Origin of the sequence: Agrilactobacillus composti DSM 18527 = JCM 14202 (assembly GCF_001436375.1) — a bacterium.
GTDB classification, from domain to species: Bacteria; Bacillota; Bacilli; order Lactobacillales; family Lactobacillaceae; genus Agrilactobacillus; species Agrilactobacillus composti.
The window spans coordinates 76,768-96,499 of record NZ_AZGA01000005.1 but is presented as its reverse complement, the minus strand read 5'-3'; the positions used below and the strand labels follow the sequence as shown (position 1 = coordinate 96,499).

17 protein-coding genes are annotated in these 19,732 nt (G+C 46.2%); 10 read left to right on the top strand and 7 right to left on the bottom strand.

The annotated features are described in order from the left end of the window. Positions 1-3: 3 nt before the first annotated feature. The 3 genes from folE to folB are packed head-to-tail and all read right to left on the bottom strand — an operon-like array spanning position 4 to position 1,422. Positions 4-576, bottom strand: a complete 573-nt coding sequence (gene folE / locus FC83_RS17160; RefSeq protein ID WP_200868873.1) for a GTP cyclohydrolase I FolE — start codon at positions 574-576, stop codon at positions 4-6. Between the two features lie 4 nt (positions 577-580). Further along, positions 581-1,066 carry a 2-amino-4-hydroxy-6-hydroxymethyldihydropteridine diphosphokinase gene (folK, locus tag FC83_RS17155; protein WP_035455315.1) on the bottom strand — a complete coding sequence of 162 codons (486 nt, stop codon included), beginning with the start codon at positions 1,064-1,066 and terminating at the stop codon, positions 581-583. Next, positions 1,066-1,422 carry a dihydroneopterin aldolase gene (folB, locus tag FC83_RS02385; RefSeq protein ID WP_035455313.1) on the bottom strand — a complete coding sequence of 119 codons (357 nt, stop codon included), beginning with the start codon at positions 1,420-1,422 and terminating at the stop codon, positions 1,066-1,068. Before folB ends, folK begins: the two co-directional genes overlap by 1 nt. A 424-nt stretch (positions 1,423-1,846) precedes the next feature. Here folB and FC83_RS02380 point away from each other — a divergent pair, with 424 nt between their 5' ends. From FC83_RS02380 to FC83_RS02365, 4 genes are all read left to right on the top strand, one after another. Further along, the gene (locus FC83_RS02380) at positions 1,847-3,262 is read left to right on the top strand and encodes an aldehyde dehydrogenase family protein (protein WP_057002345.1); all 1,416 of its coding nucleotides are present in this window, start codon (positions 1,847-1,849) and stop codon (positions 3,260-3,262) included. Positions 3,263-3,450: 188 nt separating this feature from the next. Beyond that, on the top strand, positions 3,451-4,407 hold the full coding sequence (locus tag FC83_RS02375) for an NAD(P)-dependent oxidoreductase (protein WP_082622547.1): 957 nt from the start codon (positions 3,451-3,453) through the stop codon (positions 4,405-4,407). 189 nt (positions 4,408-4,596) lie between these two features. Further along, positions 4,597-5,136, top strand: a complete 540-nt coding sequence (locus FC83_RS02370) for a PadR family transcriptional regulator (RefSeq protein ID WP_035455311.1) — start codon at positions 4,597-4,599, stop codon at positions 5,134-5,136. A 25-nt stretch (positions 5,137-5,161) separates the two neighbouring features. Beyond that, positions 5,162-6,895: an ABC transporter ATP-binding protein gene (locus FC83_RS02365; protein ID WP_052004968.1), complete on the top strand. Its 1,734-nt coding sequence runs from the start codon at positions 5,162-5,164 to the stop codon at positions 6,893-6,895. A gap of 112 nt (positions 6,896-7,007) precedes the next feature. On the opposite strand, the gene FC83_RS02360 is transcribed toward FC83_RS02365, so the two are convergent. After that, positions 7,008-7,574 (bottom strand): RNA 2'-phosphotransferase, encoded by a 567-nt coding sequence (locus FC83_RS02360; protein WP_035455309.1) that lies wholly within the window; start codon positions 7,572-7,574, stop codon positions 7,008-7,010. Between the two features lie 819 nt (positions 7,575-8,393). Between FC83_RS02360 and FC83_RS02355 the strand changes: the two genes are divergently transcribed. From FC83_RS02355 to FC83_RS02330, 6 genes are all read left to right on the top strand, one after another. Further along, positions 8,394-9,695, top strand: coding sequence for an MFS transporter (locus FC83_RS02355; protein ID WP_057002344.1), 1,302 nt, complete (start codon positions 8,394-8,396; stop codon positions 9,693-9,695). 62 nt (positions 9,696-9,757) lie between these two features. Beyond that, positions 9,758-11,329, top strand: a complete 1,572-nt coding sequence (locus tag FC83_RS02350) for a glycoside hydrolase family 30 protein (protein ID WP_420805615.1) — start codon at positions 9,758-9,760, stop codon at positions 11,327-11,329. Between the two features lie 282 nt (positions 11,330-11,611). Then, positions 11,612-11,962, top strand: coding sequence for a hypothetical protein (locus FC83_RS02345; protein WP_035452924.1), 351 nt, complete (start codon positions 11,612-11,614; stop codon positions 11,960-11,962). A 367-nt stretch (positions 11,963-12,329) separates the two neighbouring features. Then, on the top strand, positions 12,330-13,232 hold the full coding sequence (gene garR, locus FC83_RS02340) for a 2-hydroxy-3-oxopropionate reductase (RefSeq protein ID WP_200868857.1): 903 nt from the start codon (positions 12,330-12,332) through the stop codon (positions 13,230-13,232). Further along, entirely contained in the window at positions 13,233-14,657 is a 1,425-nt protein-coding gene (locus tag FC83_RS02335) for a four-carbon acid sugar kinase family protein (RefSeq protein WP_057002342.1), read from the top strand. A 16-nt stretch (positions 14,658-14,673) separates the two neighbouring features. After that, entirely contained in the window at positions 14,674-15,993 is a 1,320-nt protein-coding gene (locus FC83_RS02330; RefSeq protein ID WP_057002341.1) for a gluconate:H+ symporter, read from the top strand. 84 nt (positions 15,994-16,077) lie between these two features. On the opposite strand, the gene FC83_RS02325 is transcribed toward FC83_RS02330, so the two are convergent. Genes FC83_RS02325 through FC83_RS02315 form a run of 3 tightly spaced genes read right to left on the bottom strand, consistent with a single transcriptional unit; the run spans position 16,078 to position 19,722 of the window. Further along, on the bottom strand, positions 16,078-17,052 hold the full coding sequence (locus FC83_RS02325) for an NAD(P)-dependent oxidoreductase (RefSeq protein ID WP_057002340.1): 975 nt from the start codon (positions 17,050-17,052) through the stop codon (positions 16,078-16,080). Positions 17,053-17,069: 17 nt separating this feature from the next. Continuing rightward, positions 17,070-18,437 (bottom strand): aldehyde dehydrogenase family protein, encoded by a 1,368-nt coding sequence (locus tag FC83_RS02320; RefSeq protein WP_057002339.1) that lies wholly within the window; start codon positions 18,435-18,437, stop codon positions 17,070-17,072. Continuing rightward, entirely contained in the window at positions 18,418-19,722 is a 1,305-nt protein-coding gene (locus FC83_RS02315; RefSeq protein ID WP_035452922.1) for an aspartate aminotransferase family protein, read from the bottom strand. Before FC83_RS02315 ends, FC83_RS02320 begins: the two co-directional genes overlap by 20 nt. Positions 19,723-19,732 lie beyond the last annotated feature (10 nt).

Below are 19,732 nucleotides of genomic sequence, written 5' to 3'. Positions count from 1 at the left end.
AGCTTACACCGCCTGTAGTTGTAACATTAAATCCTGTCTAGTTTGGGGTGTTTTAAAGGCCCCGGAATAATAAGTGGTTCTAGTTTGGCTATTGGTTTTTTTGACGCCCCGCATTTCCATACACATATGCCGCGCCTTAACAATGACCGCTACGCCCGCTGGTTTTAAAATATGATCCAGTGTCTGGGCGATTTCGGCGGTGATGTTTTCTTGTAAGGTAGGTTTATGGCTGACGAAATCCACCAGTCGGGGAATCTTACTCAAACCGATAATTTTACCATCCTTGGGAATATAGGCTACGCTGACCGTGCCGAAAAACGGTAATAAATGATGTTCACACATACTATAGAAGGGGATGTCTTTGACCAAGACGATTTCATCTTGGTCATGATCGGAATCAAATATTTTGTAATCTTTAAATTCGCGGTCTTCTAAGGAACTGAAGACTTCCGCATACATCCGGGCCACCCGATCTGGTGTTTCCACCAAACCAGGACGGTCTGGATCCTCCCCCACAGCCGTCAAAATTTGGCGAACCGCCTGGGTAATCATATCTTTATTGTTTTGCTCCAAAATTCAGTCACACTCCATTAAATTCTTCTAATCTTTGAGACTCGCCCAAGGCTGCTAGCGCTTGGGTCACTTGATCATAATAAGGCTCATCTTCAGCCAATACATCTAGCAATGGTACCAGCACAAAACGGCGGTTGAAGGCCTCGGGGTGCGGGATTGTTAAAGACTGGGTAGCAATAGTTTGTTGATCGAAAAAAATAATATCTAAATCAATCGTTCGGGGTCCCCAGTGCACTTTGCGCACCCGGTGGCCGGCTTTTTCAATGCTGTGAATCACCGCCAACAAGGCTTGCGGGGTTAAACTGGTCTCTAACTTTAGGGCCCCATTTAAGAAATCATCCTGTACCACGCCCCCCACCGGCGCAGTTTGATAATACTTAGAGACTTTTAAAATATTGATCTGGTCATTTTGTTGTAATTCTGCAATGGCCTGTTGTAAATTAGCCAATTTATTGCCCATATTGGCACCGATGCTCAAATAGGCGGTATGCATTAGTCCCTCACCTCGATTGCCACATTATCCAACACCCCATCAATAGGTGTATTAAATTTGCGAATGGTCACTTGGATGTGGTCAATTTTAGCACCAAATTTTGTTTTAAGCGTGGTGATGATATCATAAGCCAGCGTTTCTAATAAATCGACCCGGCTTTTGGTCACCACCGCGGCAGTGGCCCGATAGACATCCCCGTAACTCAGTGTCTTGGTCAAATCTTCATGAATGGTTTGGTAGTCAATGTTGGTTTCAATGCTGATATCGATCCCCAAATCCTGCCCAATCTTTTTTTCCTCAGGATAAACCCCAATATGGCTGTGAAAACGTAAATTATTCAATAAAACTTTGAGCAAGTCGGCCACCTCTGCTTTGACATGATTTTTTCATAATTCAATGGTTCAAACTGCTACTATAGTACCATATATTTGGCATATTCCCTACCAGAACACGTACCGGGCTTGCATCTATCCCTGCCTGTTATACAAAAACTAGTACAGTTTTAATTTCTTGTTTTATTAAAAAAGTTTCATGTAAACGTATTAATTTTTAATGGTCTGTTTTGAGCATGTTTTTGAAATATTTTTACAACATCGTAGCTTTTTACATATAATGATTGCCATTTAATCACTAATTGTTCGTGTTTATGATTAATATAGGGGTGAATGTCCTGTATTAAAGGCCTTATCTCCGGGATTCCATAGTTTACAAGTGAGCAAAAAAGGTCTATTTTAGATTGTGAAATAGATATTAAAATTTCTGAAAAGGGTTGGAATATATATGCAAAATATTAAAGAAAAAGAAACACTCGTAAATTTGCCCGTTGAAAATATGATTAATATCATGGTGGATCGTTCACAAGAAGCCTTTAGAACTTTAAAAACATTCGATCAAGCTAAAATAGATAAAATCTGTGCCGCTGTTGCTGATACAGCTCGTCGGCACGCTAAATCTCTGGCAACCTTAGCCTACAAAGAAACCGGCCGGGGCAATGCCAATGATAAAGCCATTAAAAACTTATACGCCAGCCAATACATCTGGAACCAAATCAAAGATGATAAAACAGTTGGCATCATTGAAGACGACAAAGCCAACGGTATTCAAAAAGTCGCTGAACCTTTAGGTGTCGTTGCTGGGGTTATTCCCGTTACCAACCCCACTTCAACCGTGATTTTCAAAATCTTATTGGCCTTAAAGACCCGGAACACCATCATCTTTGGCTTGCATCCTCAAGCCCAAACTTGTGGTTCCGCCACTTGTCGCTTGTTGCAAACGGCTGCTGAACAAGCTGGGGCCCCAAAGAACGCCATTCAATGGATTCCTCAACCTAGCATTGAAGCCACCGATAAATTAATGAATCATCCCGGTGTCGCCATTGTCTTAGCTACTGGTGGCCCAGCCATGGTCGCAGCTGCCTACTCCACCGGCAAACCTGCCTTGGGCGTTGGTCCTGGTAATGCCCCTGTTTATATCGAAAAATCAGCCGATACTAAAGCTGCTGTGACCGATATCATGACTTCTAAGACCTTTGACAACGGCATGATCTGTGCCTCTGAAAATAGTGTAGTGGTTGAACGGGCTAACTATGACGCTGTTAAAAAAGAGTTTAAGAAACAAGGCGCTTACTTCGTCCCTGAAAAAGACGTCGAAAAACTCAGCGAAGCCGTCATTGATCCTAAACGCCATACCGTTCGGGGCCCTATTGCTGGCCAAGCTGCCACTAAAATCGCTGAATTGGCCGGGATCAAAGTACCCGCTGATACCAAGTTATTGATTGCTGAAATCAACGGCATTGGCACCAACTTCCCATTATCCGGGGAAAAATTATCCCCAGTTTTGACCATGTATGAAGCTAACGACCGCCGTGATGCCTTCAACTTGTGCTTAGCCCTATTGAACTACGGGGGCTTAGGCCATACCGCTGTCTTGCATTCTAAAGACAATGATTGCATTGAAGCCTTTGGGGAACAAATGCCTGCTTGCCGGATCTTGATCAATACCCCAGGTTCTCTGGGTGGTATCGGCGGCTTGTTCAACAAGTTGACCCCATCTTTGACTTTGGGCACTGGTTCATATGGTAAGAACTCCATTTCCCATAACTTGACGGATATGGACCTCTTAAACATCAAGAGTATCTCCCGGGCAACTAGACATCCTTTGGAACTGATTGCCGAATTGCGGGACCTCTTCGCCTAGTTGACGTATTTTAACTTTGTGTGCCACGATCTATACCTTATAAACACACCCGAAAGTAGCCTATCCTTCAATGGATAGGTTATTTTTTTGGTCTCGTTAAGAGACAACCCTCAAGGCATTGCTGTTATCAGCTACAATCGTTAAAATAAAGATGTTTTAAAAACGATATGATAAGGAAGCTAAATCAGATGAAATTAGGCCTATTGTTCAATATCACTGCCGCTGAACATCAACAATTAGCGGCTTTGCCGGACTTAGAAATTGTCGACCTGCCGACTGCTAATACCGACCCTAAAAGTTGGCTAGATGTGGATATCATTTATGGTTGGAACACCTTTGGGGATCAGCTGCTGCAACTGCCCCACAATCACCTCAAATGGATCCAATCTATTTCTGCGGGCATTGATTATATGCCTCTGGCGGCCATCAAACAACAAGGCATCCTGTTGACCAATACCAGTGGCATTCATGCCGAGCCCATTGCCGAATTCGTCCTGGGCTATCTGCTGGCCTTTTCCCGGGGTATTTTGGCCAGTACCCAAGCCCAGCAACAACACCGCTGGGTCAGTGATGCGTTACGGGACCAAGTTTTCAACTTGTCTCATAGCACCATTGCCATTTTTGGCACCGGCCACATTGGTACTAGGATCGCCCATTATTGTCATTCATTTGCCATGACCACCATTGGCTTCAACACTGCTGGCCACTCGGCCCCTGAATTCGATGCCACTTTTGCTGCCGGGGCAAATCCTTCGGCTTTGCAAAGTGCCAAGTTCATCGTCAACGCCCTGCCCCTCACGGCCAAAACCACAGGCTTCTTTGAGCAATCATTCTTTGAGCAATTAACCGGCCAACCCCTGTTTATCAATGTGGGCCGGGGTCCCAGTGTGGACACGGCGGCGTTGCGGGGTGCTTTAGACCAGCATAAACTAGCCGGGGCGGTGCTGGACGTATTGCCAGACGAACCCCTAGCCCCTGACGCAACCTTGTGGGACCAACCCAATTTGTGGCTAAGCCCCCATATCTCCGGCGGCTTCGAGGATTATGGGGCCGCTGCCTTTGCCATTTTGTTCAAGAATCTCCAAGCCTATCTGGCCGATGGACAACTGATCATGAACCAAGTGGACCTGGACAAGGGCTATTAGCCCCAGCCTAGCCTTCAACAATCCGCACATTGCTACTATGAATGACCGCTAACTTCGACTTAGCGGTTATTTTTATTGAGTTCGTCTTGCCGGTGTTTTCCCTGTGAGCAGTTTACTAGCCTTATATATCTTTTAGATATATAATTTACGTATCTAAAAGATATAGTAACTGAGATGGGAGTTTTTGGTATGATGAACGAATTATTTATTCTTAGTGCCCTAATGGCCCAACCCCAAAGCGGTTATCAATTGCGCCAGTCCATGACCGCCGCCCTGGGGCATCACCGTAAAATCAGTTTCGGGGTGATTTATCCCTTGTTTGAACGCTTGGCCCAAGGGGGCTTTATCACCTTAGTCCAGGTGGATGATGATAAAAAAACTAAATTAGCCGCCATTACCCCCGCCGGTGTGGCCCGTTTTAAAGCCTTGATGGCTGAACCAATTCCCGATTGCGCCCATACGGCGGATCTCTATCAAATTAAATTGATTGCCATGCAGTATTTGCCCGTCACCCAACAACAGGCGTTATTAAAAGCCTACATTACTGAACAAGACACCACTATTTTGCATACCCAACAATTCATGGACCGCTTGCAACAAAGTCCGTCTACGGATCACTGGTATGTCCTGCAAAAACAACGACTACGCCTAAAACAGGCCCAAGTGGCTAAAAAGTGGGCCCAAGACTTCCAACGCAACCTAAAGGAGGTTGACCGATTTGACAACTGATACCAAACAAGATTCGACCTTAGATATGTTACGCTTCGTTTTCCAGCGGGTGTTGAAGAAACGCTGGATTTTAGTGGTGAACATTTTAGCCCTAACTGTGATTACCCTCTTACAATTTGTCCTACCCCAAATCGAGCAATTCATCATTGATAAAGTGATCCCCCAAAAACATGTCCAGCTGTTATTTATCAGCGTCGGGCTATTGTTATTGGCCGCCGTGGTCCTGGGTCTGTTCAACTTTCTGGCCACCTATCTCATGGGGGTGATGAGCCAAAATGCCATCACCGACCTGCGGACCCAACTTTACGATGACATCTTAGACCAGGACACCCATTTCTTCGAATCCAGCAAGACCGGGGATTTGATGGTGCGCCTCACCAGCGACGTGAACAACATGCAAAGTCTAATCTCCGCCAACATGTTGTCCATGATTGGCAATATTTTCACCTTCGTGGGGGTCTTAGGATTCATTCTTTATAAAAATTGGCAAATGGCCGTGGCCGTCAGTTTGACCTTCCCCTTGACCTTTTTGATTTACCGGGTTTTCAGGGATCGCATTCATAACGCTTTTAAACGGGTGCGCCAATCCCAATCGCAAATGTCTAACCAAATGCAAAACACCTTAACGGAAGTTGACCTGATCAAGAGTTATACCAGTGAGGGTTATGAAAGTCAGCGTTTTGACCACTATGCTCTGAAAAATCGGGACAATATGATTGATGCTACGAAAAACCAAGCTATTTTCTCCCCTTTGGTAGATGGCGTGAATTTCTTGGGCGTGGCCATCGTCTTATTGCTGGGGGCCATGTTTGTCATGAAGGGGTCCTTGACCGTTGGGGGCTTGGTGGCTTACTTGAGTTATGTGGGGATGTTACAAAGCCCCATTAGCTCCTTCACCCGGCTGTTGAATCAGATTCAACAAGCCCTAGTTTCTTACGGTCGTATCAAAGAAGTCACCAACGTACACCCCACTATCGTCAACAGTGCCAATCCTTTGCCCATGCCTGAATTACAGGTTGGTATCGCCTTAAAAGATGTGAGCTTTGCCTTTAAAGGTGATCCTAAACGGGCTAAAAGCGACCATGCCGCCATCAGCCACGTGAGTTTCAATATTCCTTTTGGCCAGCAGACCGCTTTAGTGGGCCACTCCGGGGCTGGGAAGTCCACCTTGACCCGCTTAATCGATCGTTTTTACGATGTGGACGCCGGCGATATCACCTTTGATGGCATTCCTATTAAAGAGATCGACTTGAAACAATTGCGGCAAAATATCGCCATTGTCTCCCAGGATATCGCTATTATTGACGGCACTATCCGGGATAATATCCAATATGGCTCCCCTGAGGCCAATGATGATGCCATCATGGCCATGGCGGAGTTAGCGGATATCAAAGATTTCATCCAAAGCTTACCCGAAGGCTTAGCTACCCAAGTGGGGGAACGGGGACTGAAGTTATCTGGGGGCCAGCGCCAACGCTTGGCCATCGCCCGGGCTTTGTTAAAAGATGCCCAAGTGGTGATTTTAGATGAAGCCACGGCAAGTTTAGATAATGAATCGGAAAAAACGATTCAAAAAGCACTGAATAACCTGCTCAAAGAACGGACCTCGTTAGTCATTGCCCACCGGTTGTCCACTATTCATAATGCCGATCAAATCGTGGTCTTAGATGCCGGTAAAGTCGTGGAAATCGGCAAACACGAGGAATTGCTAAAAGCCCATGGGCCTTACGAGAAGTTGTATAATGCTCAGTTTGAATAATCAGTATTAACCAAGTACCACCATAAAAATAAGCTAAGCTGGATCTGGCTAGGCAGTCGATTGACTACTTAAGCAAATCCAAGCTTAGCTTATTTTTTTATGGACACTGCCATTAGTGGCCCGTTTGCGTGTTTTTGGACCAAACCGTCAAATATTGAGCGGGGACGTGATCCACCAGCCAAATATGACTTTCAGTGGGATAAAACAATAATCCGGCAGCGGCTGCTTGTTTAGCCGCCACCTGGTAAATAACCGGATGGGCTTCCCGACGCTGGCCCACACTGATGGCCATGGGGACGGTGGCAGAAAGATGGACGAAATCCCGATCCATTTTCCGCAGGCCTTCACTGGCAATCATAATGGCTGCCGCGTGGGATGTCCCATGATAAAGCACAGCCGGTGGGACGGCCGGGGCTTGCAGTAACTGGACGGGCACACTATGGCCATAAAGGGCCCGAATCTGACCATGCTCAATGGCAAAACGTTGCTTATCACTTTGGGCCATGATTTGGCGAATAATAGCTTCATCAATAGGTTGTTGATAATGGGCGTTGTAATGGGCCAGCAGTTGGTCTAAGGCCACCCGGCCATAAGCATCCAGCTGCAGACCCAAGCGCTCGAGGTGATGTCGCAACGCCAAGGATAGTCGTTTACTGATTTTGATTAATTGTTTAGCCATATAATCGCCACCTCTTCACCCTCTAGTATAAGCCCAGATCAAAGTTATCACAGGCAAGATATCCCCTGATAGTTTTGACTGGTCCGATGCAGCAGGGCACACAAACGCACCCAAACCATATTGCCGGCATTATCAAGTCTTGAAGTTATAATTTTTTGTTTGGCCATATTTTACTAATTTAGATATTAAGCAATTAATGCTAAATGCCACTTCATCGATCACTGACCTTGCTAACAAATAAATTTAGCTAAAAATAATGATGATAATTAAAATATTTATATAGATTTATAAATAACGCCTTAAAAATCAACTTATTCGGTAACTGACGGACAGCGTGTTAAAAGTAGTCTAGCATTTCACAAACTCAACGGGTTAGGCTTTCGCTTGGACAACTGATATATCAGTTTAAGTGCCAATCGGCCACTTCCTGCGCCCCAATTTCCAACCACCAACTGAGCTTGTCGTCCACCTTAGCTGATGCAGCCAACGAGCAAATATTAAATAACATTCTGATAATTTCAAAATCAATATAGCTATTATTTAAGGCCCATATTATCGTAGTGGCTATACATTTTTAGTAAAGTATAGATTTATTTTTCTAAATTACAGCCTTATCATAGTGATATATCAGTTGTGCAAGCGCTTATTATTTTCAATATATTTTTTATTTTTACTAATTTTTCTTATTCAAGAATTTTAAACCATATAACCATAGGGATCTGTTTACTTTGAGGAGGGATCATAACCACAAACATTTACATTATCTAAAAAGCATTAACTTTGGGTAACTGTCAATTTTAGTAAGGAGTGGGTTTGAAAATGTCTGATGATAGCAATAAGAAACACGATCAAAAGGTTGTTAAAACAGCAGTTGGCGATATTACCAACGCCAACGTGAAAGATTCACAACAACCTAAATTACCTTGGGCGGTGGCCTTTGCCATGTCCATCGCACCATTATGTTGGTATGGTCCCATTGGGTCAACGCGAAGTGTCTTAATTCCCCAATTATTCGCCCAAATCGATCCCGTACATAAAGTCTGGGCCGTGGGGATCTTAGCCACCGTAGCTTCCATCACTGGGGCGGTTTCCAATCTTTTATTTGGGGCCCTGTCTGACGTGACACGCACTAGATTTGGTAAAAGAAAACCTTACATTGTTTTAGGCACAATTGTAATCGCTATCTCTTTGGTGATCATTGCCAATTTGAAATCTGTTGTGGCGGTGATTTTTGTTTGGATCATCGCTGCCGCGGCGGAAAACGCCATTGCTGCCGCTATTTATCCGCAAATTTCGGATCGGGTCGCGCCTAAGTGGCGGGGGACTGTTTCAACCTTTTACGGCGTTGGCTTCACCATTGCCCAACAAGGTTTTGCCCTCTTGGCCGCACAATTTTTAGGCAATATTAAATTTGGGATTTACACCATGGCGACCATTACGGTTGTCTTAGCCTTTGTCCATGAGGCCCTGATTAAAGAAAAGTCCAATTTGGACGAACCTAAAGTCCCCATGGATAAAAGTACCTTTAAAAAATACTTCTTCTTCCCAACCCATGACGCCCGGGACTTTTATCTAGCCCTATCCGGGAAGTTCTTTATGGTTGTGGGCTCAACCATTGTCACCACCTTCCAACTCTTTATTTTTACCGATTACATCGGCCAGAAAACCAAAGATGCCGGGGTTTCCATTTCCATCTTCTCCATGATCATGTTAGTCATCGGGGTCTTCTTTGCCTTAGTTGGCGGTCCCCTGGCCGATAAAATGAAACGAGTCAAAGGCCCAGTTGTTTTGGCCACCTTTGCCTTAGGTGCCGCTGCATTATTCCCACTGTTTGTCCAAAAACCTTGGGCAATGTTCGCTTACGCCTTTGTAGCTGCCTTTGGGAATGGCTTGTATAACTCTGTTGATGGCGCTTTGAATATGGATGTTTTACCATCCGCTGATACTGCCGGCAAAGACTTAGGCTTGATCAACTTGTCCAATACCCTTGGTCAAATGCTGGGTGCCATGGTGGCTTCGGCCATTGTTGCCAGCATGGGTTACCAAGCTATCTTTATCTTTGCCATTGCCATGGAAGTCGTTGGTGGGGTTGCCATTTCCGCCATCAAGCGGGTGCGTTAAACGTTCAAACTCGTATCCTCAAAATTAAATGATGTTAAATTAATATCGAAAGGATGATCATTGTGGTAAATACCACAGACAATAGTTTATTCCCCACTGAATTTTGGACCGTCACTGCAGGTGACCTGTCGCAAAAGCGGGCCCATCTAACCACACCCACCCCAGAAGCCACACCGGGTGATGCCGCTAAAATCGTCATTGACCCGGCTGATAAACATCAAAATTGGATCGGGGCTGGAGCGGCCATTACGGATGCCGCCGCATCGTTGATTTGGCAACAAAGTAAAGCACAACGGAATGCCCTCTTGCACGAGTTATTCGACCCCAAGGAAGGTAACTTCGCCACGATTCGTATTCCCTTAGGTTCCTGTGAACCCGCCAGCCAGCCTTATTACAGTTATGATGACGTGCCTTTTGGGGAACATGATGCCAGTTTAGCTAAGTTTTCAATTGGCACTGGCACCCCTGGGGCCCCGGACGCCACTAAGGATTTAAAGTACATCGTCCCCGTGGTGCAAGAAATCTTGAAGATCAACCCTGCGGTTAAAATCATGGCTTCCCCTTGGTCCGCCCCCGCTTGGATGAAAAATACCGGTGAGTTAAAGATGGGTGGCCACCTGCGTTTTGGGGAATATACCGGCAATGGGTATGACCAATTTAAAGATACCTTTGAAAGTGTCTATGCCCAATATTTTATCCACTATCTTGAAGCTTACAAAAAACTGGGTATTCCAATTTATGCCATTACCATTCAAAATGAACCCTCTAACGCCGCCGCTTGGCCGGCCATGATTTGGAAATTACCGGAATTAGCCGACTTTGGCTACACCTATTTACGGCCAGCCTTAGATAAGACTTTTCCCAATACAAAAATTTATTTCTGGGATGGCAGCTTAAACGTGTTGACCGAACCCCTGAGTAAATACGTCACTCCGGAACAAGCCAGCGCCTTTGATGGCTTTGCCTTTCACACCTATGATGGGCCTTATACCAATTTGTTTAAGGGCAGTCGTTCCTTCCCTCATTGGGATTTGGCCATGACTGAACGGCGGTGCATGATTGAAGAGACCCCCGAAGATGCCTCCCATATTATGTTTGGATTAATTGGCAATTGGCTGGTGCGCCAGGGCTTAAGCATGATCAACTTGTGGAATATGGCCTTGGACGAACGGGGCCTACCGAATATGGTGGGTTCCACCGGTCGTCGGGGCGTGGTCACCATTGATCACACCACTGGTAAAGTCCAACGGAATCTGGAATATTATATGTTGCGTAACTTTGGCCAAGATGTGGTCCCGGGCTCAACGGTCATCGGCTCCAGCAGTTATACCCAAGATGGTTATACCGGCGGCTTGGGCTCCGTGGCCTTCCTAGCCCCGGATGGCGGGATTACCGCCCATCTCTATAACCCCACGGACCAACCCCTAGAAGCTGCGGTCACCGTCAATGGTCAAGCCTTGACTTGGCAGCACGTCACCGTCCCAGCCTGGGGCACCGTAACCTTGCACAAAGCCTTTGGGCCCGTGAACGCCAGTAGCCCCCGGGCCGATGAAGCCTTTAAGCTTAATCCTTACCCCGCCAACCTAGCTGACGATGAGGCCCCGGGTAAAGGCGTCAATAAAAATAAAAAATAGGTATTCAACTTTATGCAAGTGCTTTGGCAGTATTCTTGAGGAATACTGCTTTTTTGATGACCGTGATACGAACTACTTTCTGAAAATAAAATATATGCCGTCGGCAAACCCTTGGCCGCCAAAGTTTTCCCGGTTTAAGTAAAAATACTGTTATATAAACGTTTTCATTTCACTGTTTTTACTTGATTTATACTAAAATCGATGTAGACTAGGAGTTGAAAGATAACTTAAGGAACAATTTTAGCTGTTGTCACTGTTGTTTTCAGAAAGGAAGTTACACTGATGTTATCTGAAAAAACAAGTTGGACTGAGGCCCTACGCTCAAAAGCGGCTTTTAATGATTTCATAACCAGCTACTTTATGACCCATAAAGAATTGACCGGTGCCTATGATACCCCGTATTACTACGAATATTACACCGTTCGCCTGGATAGCCGAGATGGCTTGATCATCAACCTGACCACCGGGATCACCGCAACTGCTGGTGAAGTCATTGGCGAACTACCTAGTAAAGAAACCCGGAAAATGTCCATTGAAGACTTCCGGCAATTGATCTTAAATAAAAAGTTTGCCGATTATCGCATGTCCTTAGCCGATGTGTTCAAAACCGTTGCCGGTGTGCCTAGTAAGTAATTACTAGCATTAAAAGGCACCATTCACTTGGTGTCCGTGATAGTTTTATTTTCTAAAATAGACCACTCCCAAAAGTCTCACTATTCTTAGACAGCTATGTTTAAGAATAGTGAGGCTTTTTTGTGGTACGTAGGATTCAAATTCAGCAAATAACCTTCAAAAATAGTCAAAAGCAATTCATTAATATATTAGCATACTAAAATTACATATAATCAAAATATTTTTATAGCTATTTTAATAATCTCGAATATTCTTAAATTGAATTGACAGCGCTTTCAAATTAGGTATAACATCGATAATGTTGATAGTTTTAAGTATGACCTGTTTAACAATTCTTGGACATTTAAAAAATACGGGAGGTTTTATCATGAAACAAGTAGGTATTATTGGCTTAGGCATTATGGGTGCTCCCATGGCGGCGAATCTAGTGAAAGCTGGCTTTGAAGTTTTTGGTTATGATGTTTCCGTCCATGCCATTGAAAAGGCCAAGGCCAGCGGGGTGACGATTGTAGATTCCGCCCAAAAAGTTGGGGAGCGCACCCAGTGGGTCATCACCATGTTACCTAACACTAGCATCGTTGAGGACGCAATTTTTGGACATGACGGCTTAATTCATAGCTTACCAGCCGGCAGTACAGTCATTGATGAAAGCTCCATCACCCCAGTAGCTTCTAGAAATATTGGGGCTAGATTAGAAGAAAAACAGATCAATTTCCTAGATGCGCCGGTAAGCGGTGGTGAACCTGGCGCAATTTCTGGCGAGTTAGCCATCATGGTTGGCGGGGATGAAGCTGTCTTTGCCCAGGCCAAACCCATCTTTGACGCCATTGGCGGTACCACAACCTTAGTCGGTGGCATCGGTGCTGGAACCACCGCTAAATTGGCCAACCAGGTTATGGTTAATTTAAATATCGCCGCCATGTCTGAGGCCCTAGTCTTAGCCGCCAAATCGGGCATTGATATCGATAAAATGTACCAAGCCATCCGCTCCGGCTTAGCTGGCAGTAATGTTTTAGATGCCAAAGTACCGTTAATTTTGGACCGGAATTTTGAACCCGGGGGTAAAATCAGCATCAACATGAAGGACTTGACCAACGTGATGGCAACCGCCCACGATCTGGATGTCCCCATGCCCCTATCCAGTAGCTTGTTAGAGATATTTCACACCTTATCTGCCAATGGCCATATTAATGAAGATCACGGCGCCATCGTCAAATATTTTGAAAATCTGGCTAATGTGACCGTGAGCAGAAAACCGGGGGCGAAATAAATGGTAGCTATTTCTAAAAATGACTTGTTAGCTAGCTTGCCCCAAGCAGATACGGCCGGTGCTGATAAACTGCTGCAAACAGCTTTAAAGGATTTCAACAAGAAAATCATTGTCTTAGATGATGATCCCACCGGCACCCAGACTGTTTTTGGCATTTCGGTTTATACCACTTGGGATGTGGCCGCCCTGCGCCAGGCCTTTGACGAAACCCAACAAATGTTTTATATTCTCACAAATTCCCGCAGCTTAACTACGGCTGATACGATTGCATTACACAAAACGATTGCCCAAAATATCGCCCAAGTGAGCCAGGAAAAAGCCACCGACTTCATCATCGTCAGTCGCAGTGATTCTACGCTCCGGGGCCATTACCCTACGGAAACCTTGACTTTAAAAAATGAGCTGGAGGCCCATACTAACAAACACTATGATGGAGAAATTATCATGCCCTTCTTTTTAGAGGGCGGCCGTTATACCATCAATGATATCCACTATGTGGCCGATGGCAATCAATTGATACCCGCGGGAGAAACGGAATTTGCCCAGGACCGGACCTTTGGCTATCACAACTCTAATTTAAAAAAGTGGGTTGAAGAGAAAACAAAAGGGGCCTACCCGGCCAAGGCCGTTCAAAGCATTACCATCCCCGAGGAACGTCAATTAGATGTGGCTAAAATTACGACTAATCTGATGACTGTGACGGATTTCAATAAAGTCATTGTCAACGCCGCCAGCTACGGGGATGCCAAAGTCGCGGTAGCCGCCATTGTAACAGCCATGAACCAGGGGAAAAACTTTATGTTCCGTACCGCGGCCGCTTTCACCAAATTGGTGGGTGGGATTCCCGATAAACCCCTGCTGACCCGGCAAGATATCACCGATACAACGGTCACAAACGGCGGCCTAATTATTGTGGGCTCCCATGTGCAAAAAACAACGGACCAGCTCAAGAGTCTGCAGGAACTACCGAATTTAATCAGTATTCAATTTGATACAAACTTGGTGGTTGACCCGGCTAAGATGCAAACCGAATTCCAGCGGGTCTTAGATTTCACCGAAAAAAATCTGAAAGCCGGCCACAATGTGGTGGTTTACACCAATCGTAAACGTTTAGACTTAGGCCCGGGTCGCCAAGAAGAAGAATTACAGCTCTCCGTGAAAATCTCCAATTACGTGACTCAAATCGTTGAACAGCTCCAGGTCAAACCTAGCTTTATTATCGCCAAAGGTGGCATTACCTCCAGTGATGTGGCCACCAAGGGGCTAGGCATCAAGCGGGCCGAAGTGGCTGGTCAAGTCCAGCCAGGGATTCCCGTTTGGCTGACAGGACCAGAAACGAAATTTCCAAACATTGCTTACGTCATCTTCCCAGGCAATGTTGGTGATAAAGATACCCTCAAAAAAGTTGTCGCCCAACTTTCGTAGTCAGGAGTGAATAGTCGTGCCCGTATTTATCATTATCGTCGGCGTACTCTTATTACTGCTGCTGATGGTCGTCTTAAAGATCAACGCCTTCCTGGCCTTGATCATCACCGCTTTATTCGTGGGGGTAGCCGAGGGGATGAGTTTAGATCAAGCCATTGCCTCCGTGGAAAAGGGTCTGGGCTCAACCCTAGGTTCCTTGGCCCTGGTCTTGGGCTTTGGGGCAATGTTGGGAAAATTACTGGCAGATTCCGGGGCCGCCCAACGAATCGCTGAAACCTTAGTGGCTGGATTTGGCAAAAAACACATCCAGTGGGCCGCTCTTTTAACGGCCTTCATTGTGGGCTTAGCCATGTTTTACGAAACTGGTTTTGTGATTTTGATTCCCTTAGTTTTCTCAATTGCCCTGGAAGCTGGTGTGCCCATCTTATATATCGGGATTCCAGTCACCGCTGCTTTAATTACCATGCATGGCCTCGTGCCACCCCATCCCGGACCAGTGGCCATTGCCCATATTTTTCAAGCGAATTTAGGCATCACCATGTTAATTGGCATTACCATTGCCATCCCGGCGATTGTCATTGGTGGGATTTACTATGCCCGCCTATTACCAAGGGATTCTTTGAACACTGAAATTCCTGAAGCCTTATTTAAGCCCACCCACTTTAAAGATGACGAAATGCCCAGCTTCGGCATTAGTATCTTTACAGCCATTATTCCGGTGTTATTGATGTCCATCTATGCCTTCTTTGAAATTGTCTTTCCCAAGTCTAATTTGATGTTCCTGTTAAAATTCATCGGGAATCCTGCTATTGCCCTGTTGATTTCCGTCTTGGTAGCCATCTTTACCTTTAGCCTAAATCGGGGTAAAAGTATCAAATCTGTGATGGATTCAATTGCCCAGTCTATCAGTTCCATTGCCATGATCTTACTGATCATCGGGGGTGGCGGGGGTTTCAAACAGGTACTTGTGGATAGTCATGTGGATAAATACATTGCAGATTTAATGAGTCAAACCCACTTATCCCCAATTCTATTGGCCTGGTTATTAGCAGCTGCCCTAAGACTATCGCTAGGCTCCGCCACCGTTGCCGGCATGACCGCCGCGGGTATCGTGGGTCCGCTAATTGCTTTGGATCACATTAGCCCTGAGTTAATGGTCTTGGCAATTGGGGCGGGCAGTATCACCTTTTCCCACGTAAATGATGCAGGCTTTTGGATTTATAAGGAATATTACAACCTAAGTATTGGTCAAACCATTAAAACCTGGTCAGTTATCACCACCATCGTTTCCGTGGTGGGCCTAGGTGGTGTGCTGGTGTGGCAAACCATTCTTTGAGTAAGCCTGTTGCTAATTAAGACCACATAAAAAGCATTCGATTGACTTCGAATGCCTTTTTGTTTACCCAGCTTGAATAGCAACTTAATGCACCTCAAGTGTTGGGGTATTTTGGAGAAACGCTAAACTCTTATCCAAAGCTTGATTTACCATATTTTCAACAGCTGGTTTGGTATAAAACGCCATATGGGGCGCCAGCAAGACATCATCCCGCTGCATCAGGGCTCGTAGATATAAATCATCAATTTTGCGCTGGCTGTAATCTTGGCCAAAGTATGGTGCTTCATTGTCATAAGTAGCCAGGATGATATGTTGATCCATGGCAGCTAATAGGGCTTGGGTGTCCACCACGGAACCCCGGGCCATATTTAATAAAATCATCCCCGGTTTCATGGCTTGAAAAGCCGCCCCATCAATCAGCCGGGTATTCTCTGCATTACCAGGAATATGCAAGGTGAGCACATCGCACCGGCGATACAATTCAGGTAACTGGTCAACATACTGCACACCTTGTGCCGCCAGATTATGGTGATGACTGTAGGCTAAAATATGCACATCAAACCCCTTTAAAATGGCAATCACTGCTGCGCCGATGCGCCCGGTGCCAATGACCCCCACTGTTTTACCAACCAATTCCTCCCCTAAAAATGGCGTCCAGCGAAAATCGCCCTTTTTAAAAGCAATATTGAACCGGAAGGATTGCCGCAATAATTGCAGCAACTGTAAAACCGTAAACTCCGCCACGGATCTGGGGGAATAGCTGGGGACGTTGGCCAACTGCATGCCAAATTGGGTGATTGCCTTAGCGTCAATGTTGTCAACGCCAACGGCCCGCACGATCAGGTTAGCCACTTGTAATTGCGCCAAGACCTGAATGATAGTCACGTCCACGGGCTTGGTTTGTAATAAAATCACGCTGTGACTGCCAGCGGCCAAGGTGGCCGTTTCGACTGTCAAATCAACTTTAATCAGTTGAACTTGTTCTTCGGGATGGGCTTGTTGCCATTGCTGAAAGTAAGCAACTTCATCATCTCGAACACTATATACTGTGATTGCCATGCGCTGCACCACCTTTTTTATTTAAAAACCACAATTTTTTGATTGGTGAATTCATATAATCCTAAATCGCTCATTTCCCGGCCATAACCGGAATTCTTAACCCCGCCAAAGGGCAATTCTGGGTAGGCGCCAGATGGTTGATTGATGAAGACCTGCCCTGTTTCTAATTGAGAAGCCACTTCATGAGCATGGGTGGTGTCCTTTGAATAAACGGCCCCAGCCAAACCAAAATTAGAATCATTGGCCAACTTGATCAAGGCCTGGTCATCGGGCACCACATAAACCTGAGCCACGGGACCAAAGAATTCTTGATAAAAGGCCGGATTATCCGGGGTAATATCGGTCAAAATGGCGGGGGCAAAGAAGTTCCCCATCCCAGCTACCTGACCCCCGGCCACTAACGCCGTGGCGCCATGGGCTAAGGCCTGGTCCAGCTGCTGTTGCAGTTGGTCACTGGCCCCCTTTGACGCTAAGGGCGCCAATGTAGTGGTGGCCGCCATGGGATCACCCAACACTTGGTTTTGGAAGGTCGCCTGAATACCTGCGATAAAGTCCGCCGCCACGTCTTGTTGGACAATATAGCGTTTGGCCGACGTACACACTTGCCCGGCGTTGCGTAACCGGGCAGCGGCGGCGTCTTGCACGGCTAAATCAATATCAGCATCGTTTAACACCGCAAAAACATCATTCCCCCCCAGTTCCATGGTGGATTTCACCAAATTCTGGCCAGCTAAAGCGGCAATTTGCCGCCCCGCTGCCTCAGACCCAGTTAGCGCCACACCTTGGACCCGCTTATCCGCCAAAATAGTTGCGATTTGATCATAACTTACAAATAAATTCTGAAAGGCCCCGGGTTCAATGCCAGCTTGCAACAACACCTTTTCAAAGTGGGCTGCGCACCCGGCTACAATACTGGCATGCTTTAGCACCACCGGATTTCCCACCAAAAAATTAGGGGCGAACACCCGCATGACCTGGGAATAAGGAAAATTCCAAGGCTCAATGCTCAACACAATGCCAATGGCATCTTGTTGTAACAAGGCTTGCCGGCTGCCGCCATAAATGTAGGGTTTAGGTTCTAATAAACTGGCGCCGGTACTGGCATAATACTGGGCTAGTTTAGCGCAAAGTTTGATCTCACCCCTGGCTTCTTTTGACAGCTTGCCCATATTTAAAGTCGCGGTTTGCGCCAGTTCAGCGCTATTGGCCAACAAACTCTCGGCAACCAATTGTAATTGGGCCGCCCGTTCCTCAACTGGGACTTGCTTTTGACGATTATAAAAGTCGGCGGCCACATCTAATTTGTCAGCCACTTCCGCCGCGCTGGCCAAGGGATAGGTCTGGATAATCTTCTCGGTATAAGGATTAACGACTTGATATGCCATTGTCCACCGCCATTTCTGCCTGAACCTCAGCCAAGCTGGTGGCCAAAATCCCGTAGGCTTGATCAATTTCAGCTTCAGTGACTACTAACGGTGGGATAAACCGGATCACTTCGTGGGAAACACCACAAGTCAATAAAATCAGATGATGAGCCAAGGCTTTGGCAACGACTTTAGCCACTAGTTCTGGTGCCAACAGTCCGCCATAATCCTTAAACTGCAGGCCAATCATTAACCCTAAGCCCCGGACATCTTTGATCATGGGGTGTTGGTCCTGCAATGTTGCCAACTTGGCCATAAAGTAAGTCCCCGTTTGCCGCACATGGGCCAAAAAGTCGGCATCCATAATGTCTAACACAGCGCACCCGGCGGCACAAGCTAGGGGATTGCCCCCAAAGGTTCCCCCATGGGTCCCGGGGGTCCATTGATCCATCAAGTCGCTTTTGGCTATCACCGCACTTAGCGGCAGGCCATTGGCAATCCCTTTCGCTGATGTCAAGATATCCGGGATAACCCCATATTGTTCAAAGGCAAACCAAGTCCCGGTGCGCCCATAGCCGCTTTGAACCTCATCAAAAATCAATAAAATCCCATTGGCCCGGCAGATAGCTTGGAGTTTTTCAAGAAAAATCTTTGGTGCCGGGATATACCCCCCTTCACCTTGTACCGGTTCCACCACAATACAGGCCACTTGATCAGCCGCAATCGTGATTTTAAAAAGCTGCTGCAACTGCTGTAAACAACGCTCGCTTTCTTGGTCCGCCGTTAAGACCGTATTATAAATATCGGGGAAATCCACGTGGTACACCGGCGGCAACATCCCCTGGTAGTTCTCATGATAAATGGCCCCCGAAGCCGTCATGGACGTGGTCAGCATGGTGCGGCCGTGGAAGGAACCGGTAAAGGCAATGACCCCATCACGATGGGTCACTTGCATGGCTAACTTGACTGCGCCCTCATTAGCTTCAGCACCACTGTTAGAAAAATAAACCTTATAATCCCCACCCAAACGTTGGCTTATTTTTTCCGCCAGTCGAATATACGAAGGGTAATACACCACGTTATGGCCGCCATGGATCAGATCATGGAGTTGAGCTTCAACGGCGGCCACCACTTGGGGATGATTATGGCCGCAGTTCACCACCCCAACACCGGCGGCAAAATCCAGGTAATCTACACCGGATTCATCCGTTAAATACACACCCTTGCCCTTGACAATACCTAGTTTAGTGGCACGTTGGGCCACTGGGGGTAAAACTTTTAAAGAACGTTCATATAATGATGTCATTAACAAGCCT

Excerpts from the sequence above, each read along its gene's own strand:
- garR (WP_200868857.1), top strand. The coding sequence starts at position 12,330 with ATGAAACAAGTAGGTATTATTGGCTTAGGCATTATGGGTGCTCCCATG.
- FC83_RS02365 (WP_052004968.1), top strand. The coding sequence starts at position 5,162 with ATGTTACGCTTCGTTTTCCAGCGGGTGTTGAAGAAACGCTGGATTTTA.
- folK (WP_035455315.1), bottom strand. The coding sequence starts at position 1,066 with ATGCATACCGCCTATTTGAGCATCGGTGCCAATATGGGCAATAAATTG.
- FC83_RS02360 (WP_035455309.1), bottom strand. The coding sequence starts at position 7,574 with ATGGCTAAACAATTAATCAAAATCAGTAAACGACTATCCTTGGCGTTG.
- FC83_RS02370 (WP_035455311.1), top strand. The coding sequence starts at position 4,597 with ATGATGAACGAATTATTTATTCTTAGTGCCCTAATGGCCCAACCCCAA.
- FC83_RS02335 (WP_057002342.1), top strand. The coding sequence starts at position 13,233 with ATGGTAGCTATTTCTAAAAATGACTTGTTAGCTAGCTTGCCCCAAGCA.
- FC83_RS02380 (WP_057002345.1), top strand. The coding sequence starts at position 1,847 with ATGCAAAATATTAAAGAAAAAGAAACACTCGTAAATTTGCCCGTTGAA.
- FC83_RS02320 (WP_057002339.1), bottom strand. The coding sequence starts at position 18,437 with ATGGCATATCAAGTCGTTAATCCTTATACCGAGAAGATTATCCAGACC.
- FC83_RS02345 (WP_035452924.1), top strand. The coding sequence starts at position 11,612 with ATGTTATCTGAAAAAACAAGTTGGACTGAGGCCCTACGCTCAAAAGCG.
- FC83_RS02315 (WP_035452922.1), bottom strand. The coding sequence starts at position 19,722 with ATGACATCATTATATGAACGTTCTTTAAAAGTTTTACCCCCAGTGGCC.
- FC83_RS02325 (WP_057002340.1), bottom strand. The coding sequence starts at position 17,052 with ATGGCAATCACAGTATATAGTGTTCGAGATGATGAAGTTGCTTACTTT.
- FC83_RS02355 (WP_057002344.1), top strand. The coding sequence starts at position 8,394 with ATGTCTGATGATAGCAATAAGAAACACGATCAAAAGGTTGTTAAAACA.
- FC83_RS02375 (WP_082622547.1), top strand. The coding sequence starts at position 3,451 with ATGAAATTAGGCCTATTGTTCAATATCACTGCCGCTGAACATCAACAA.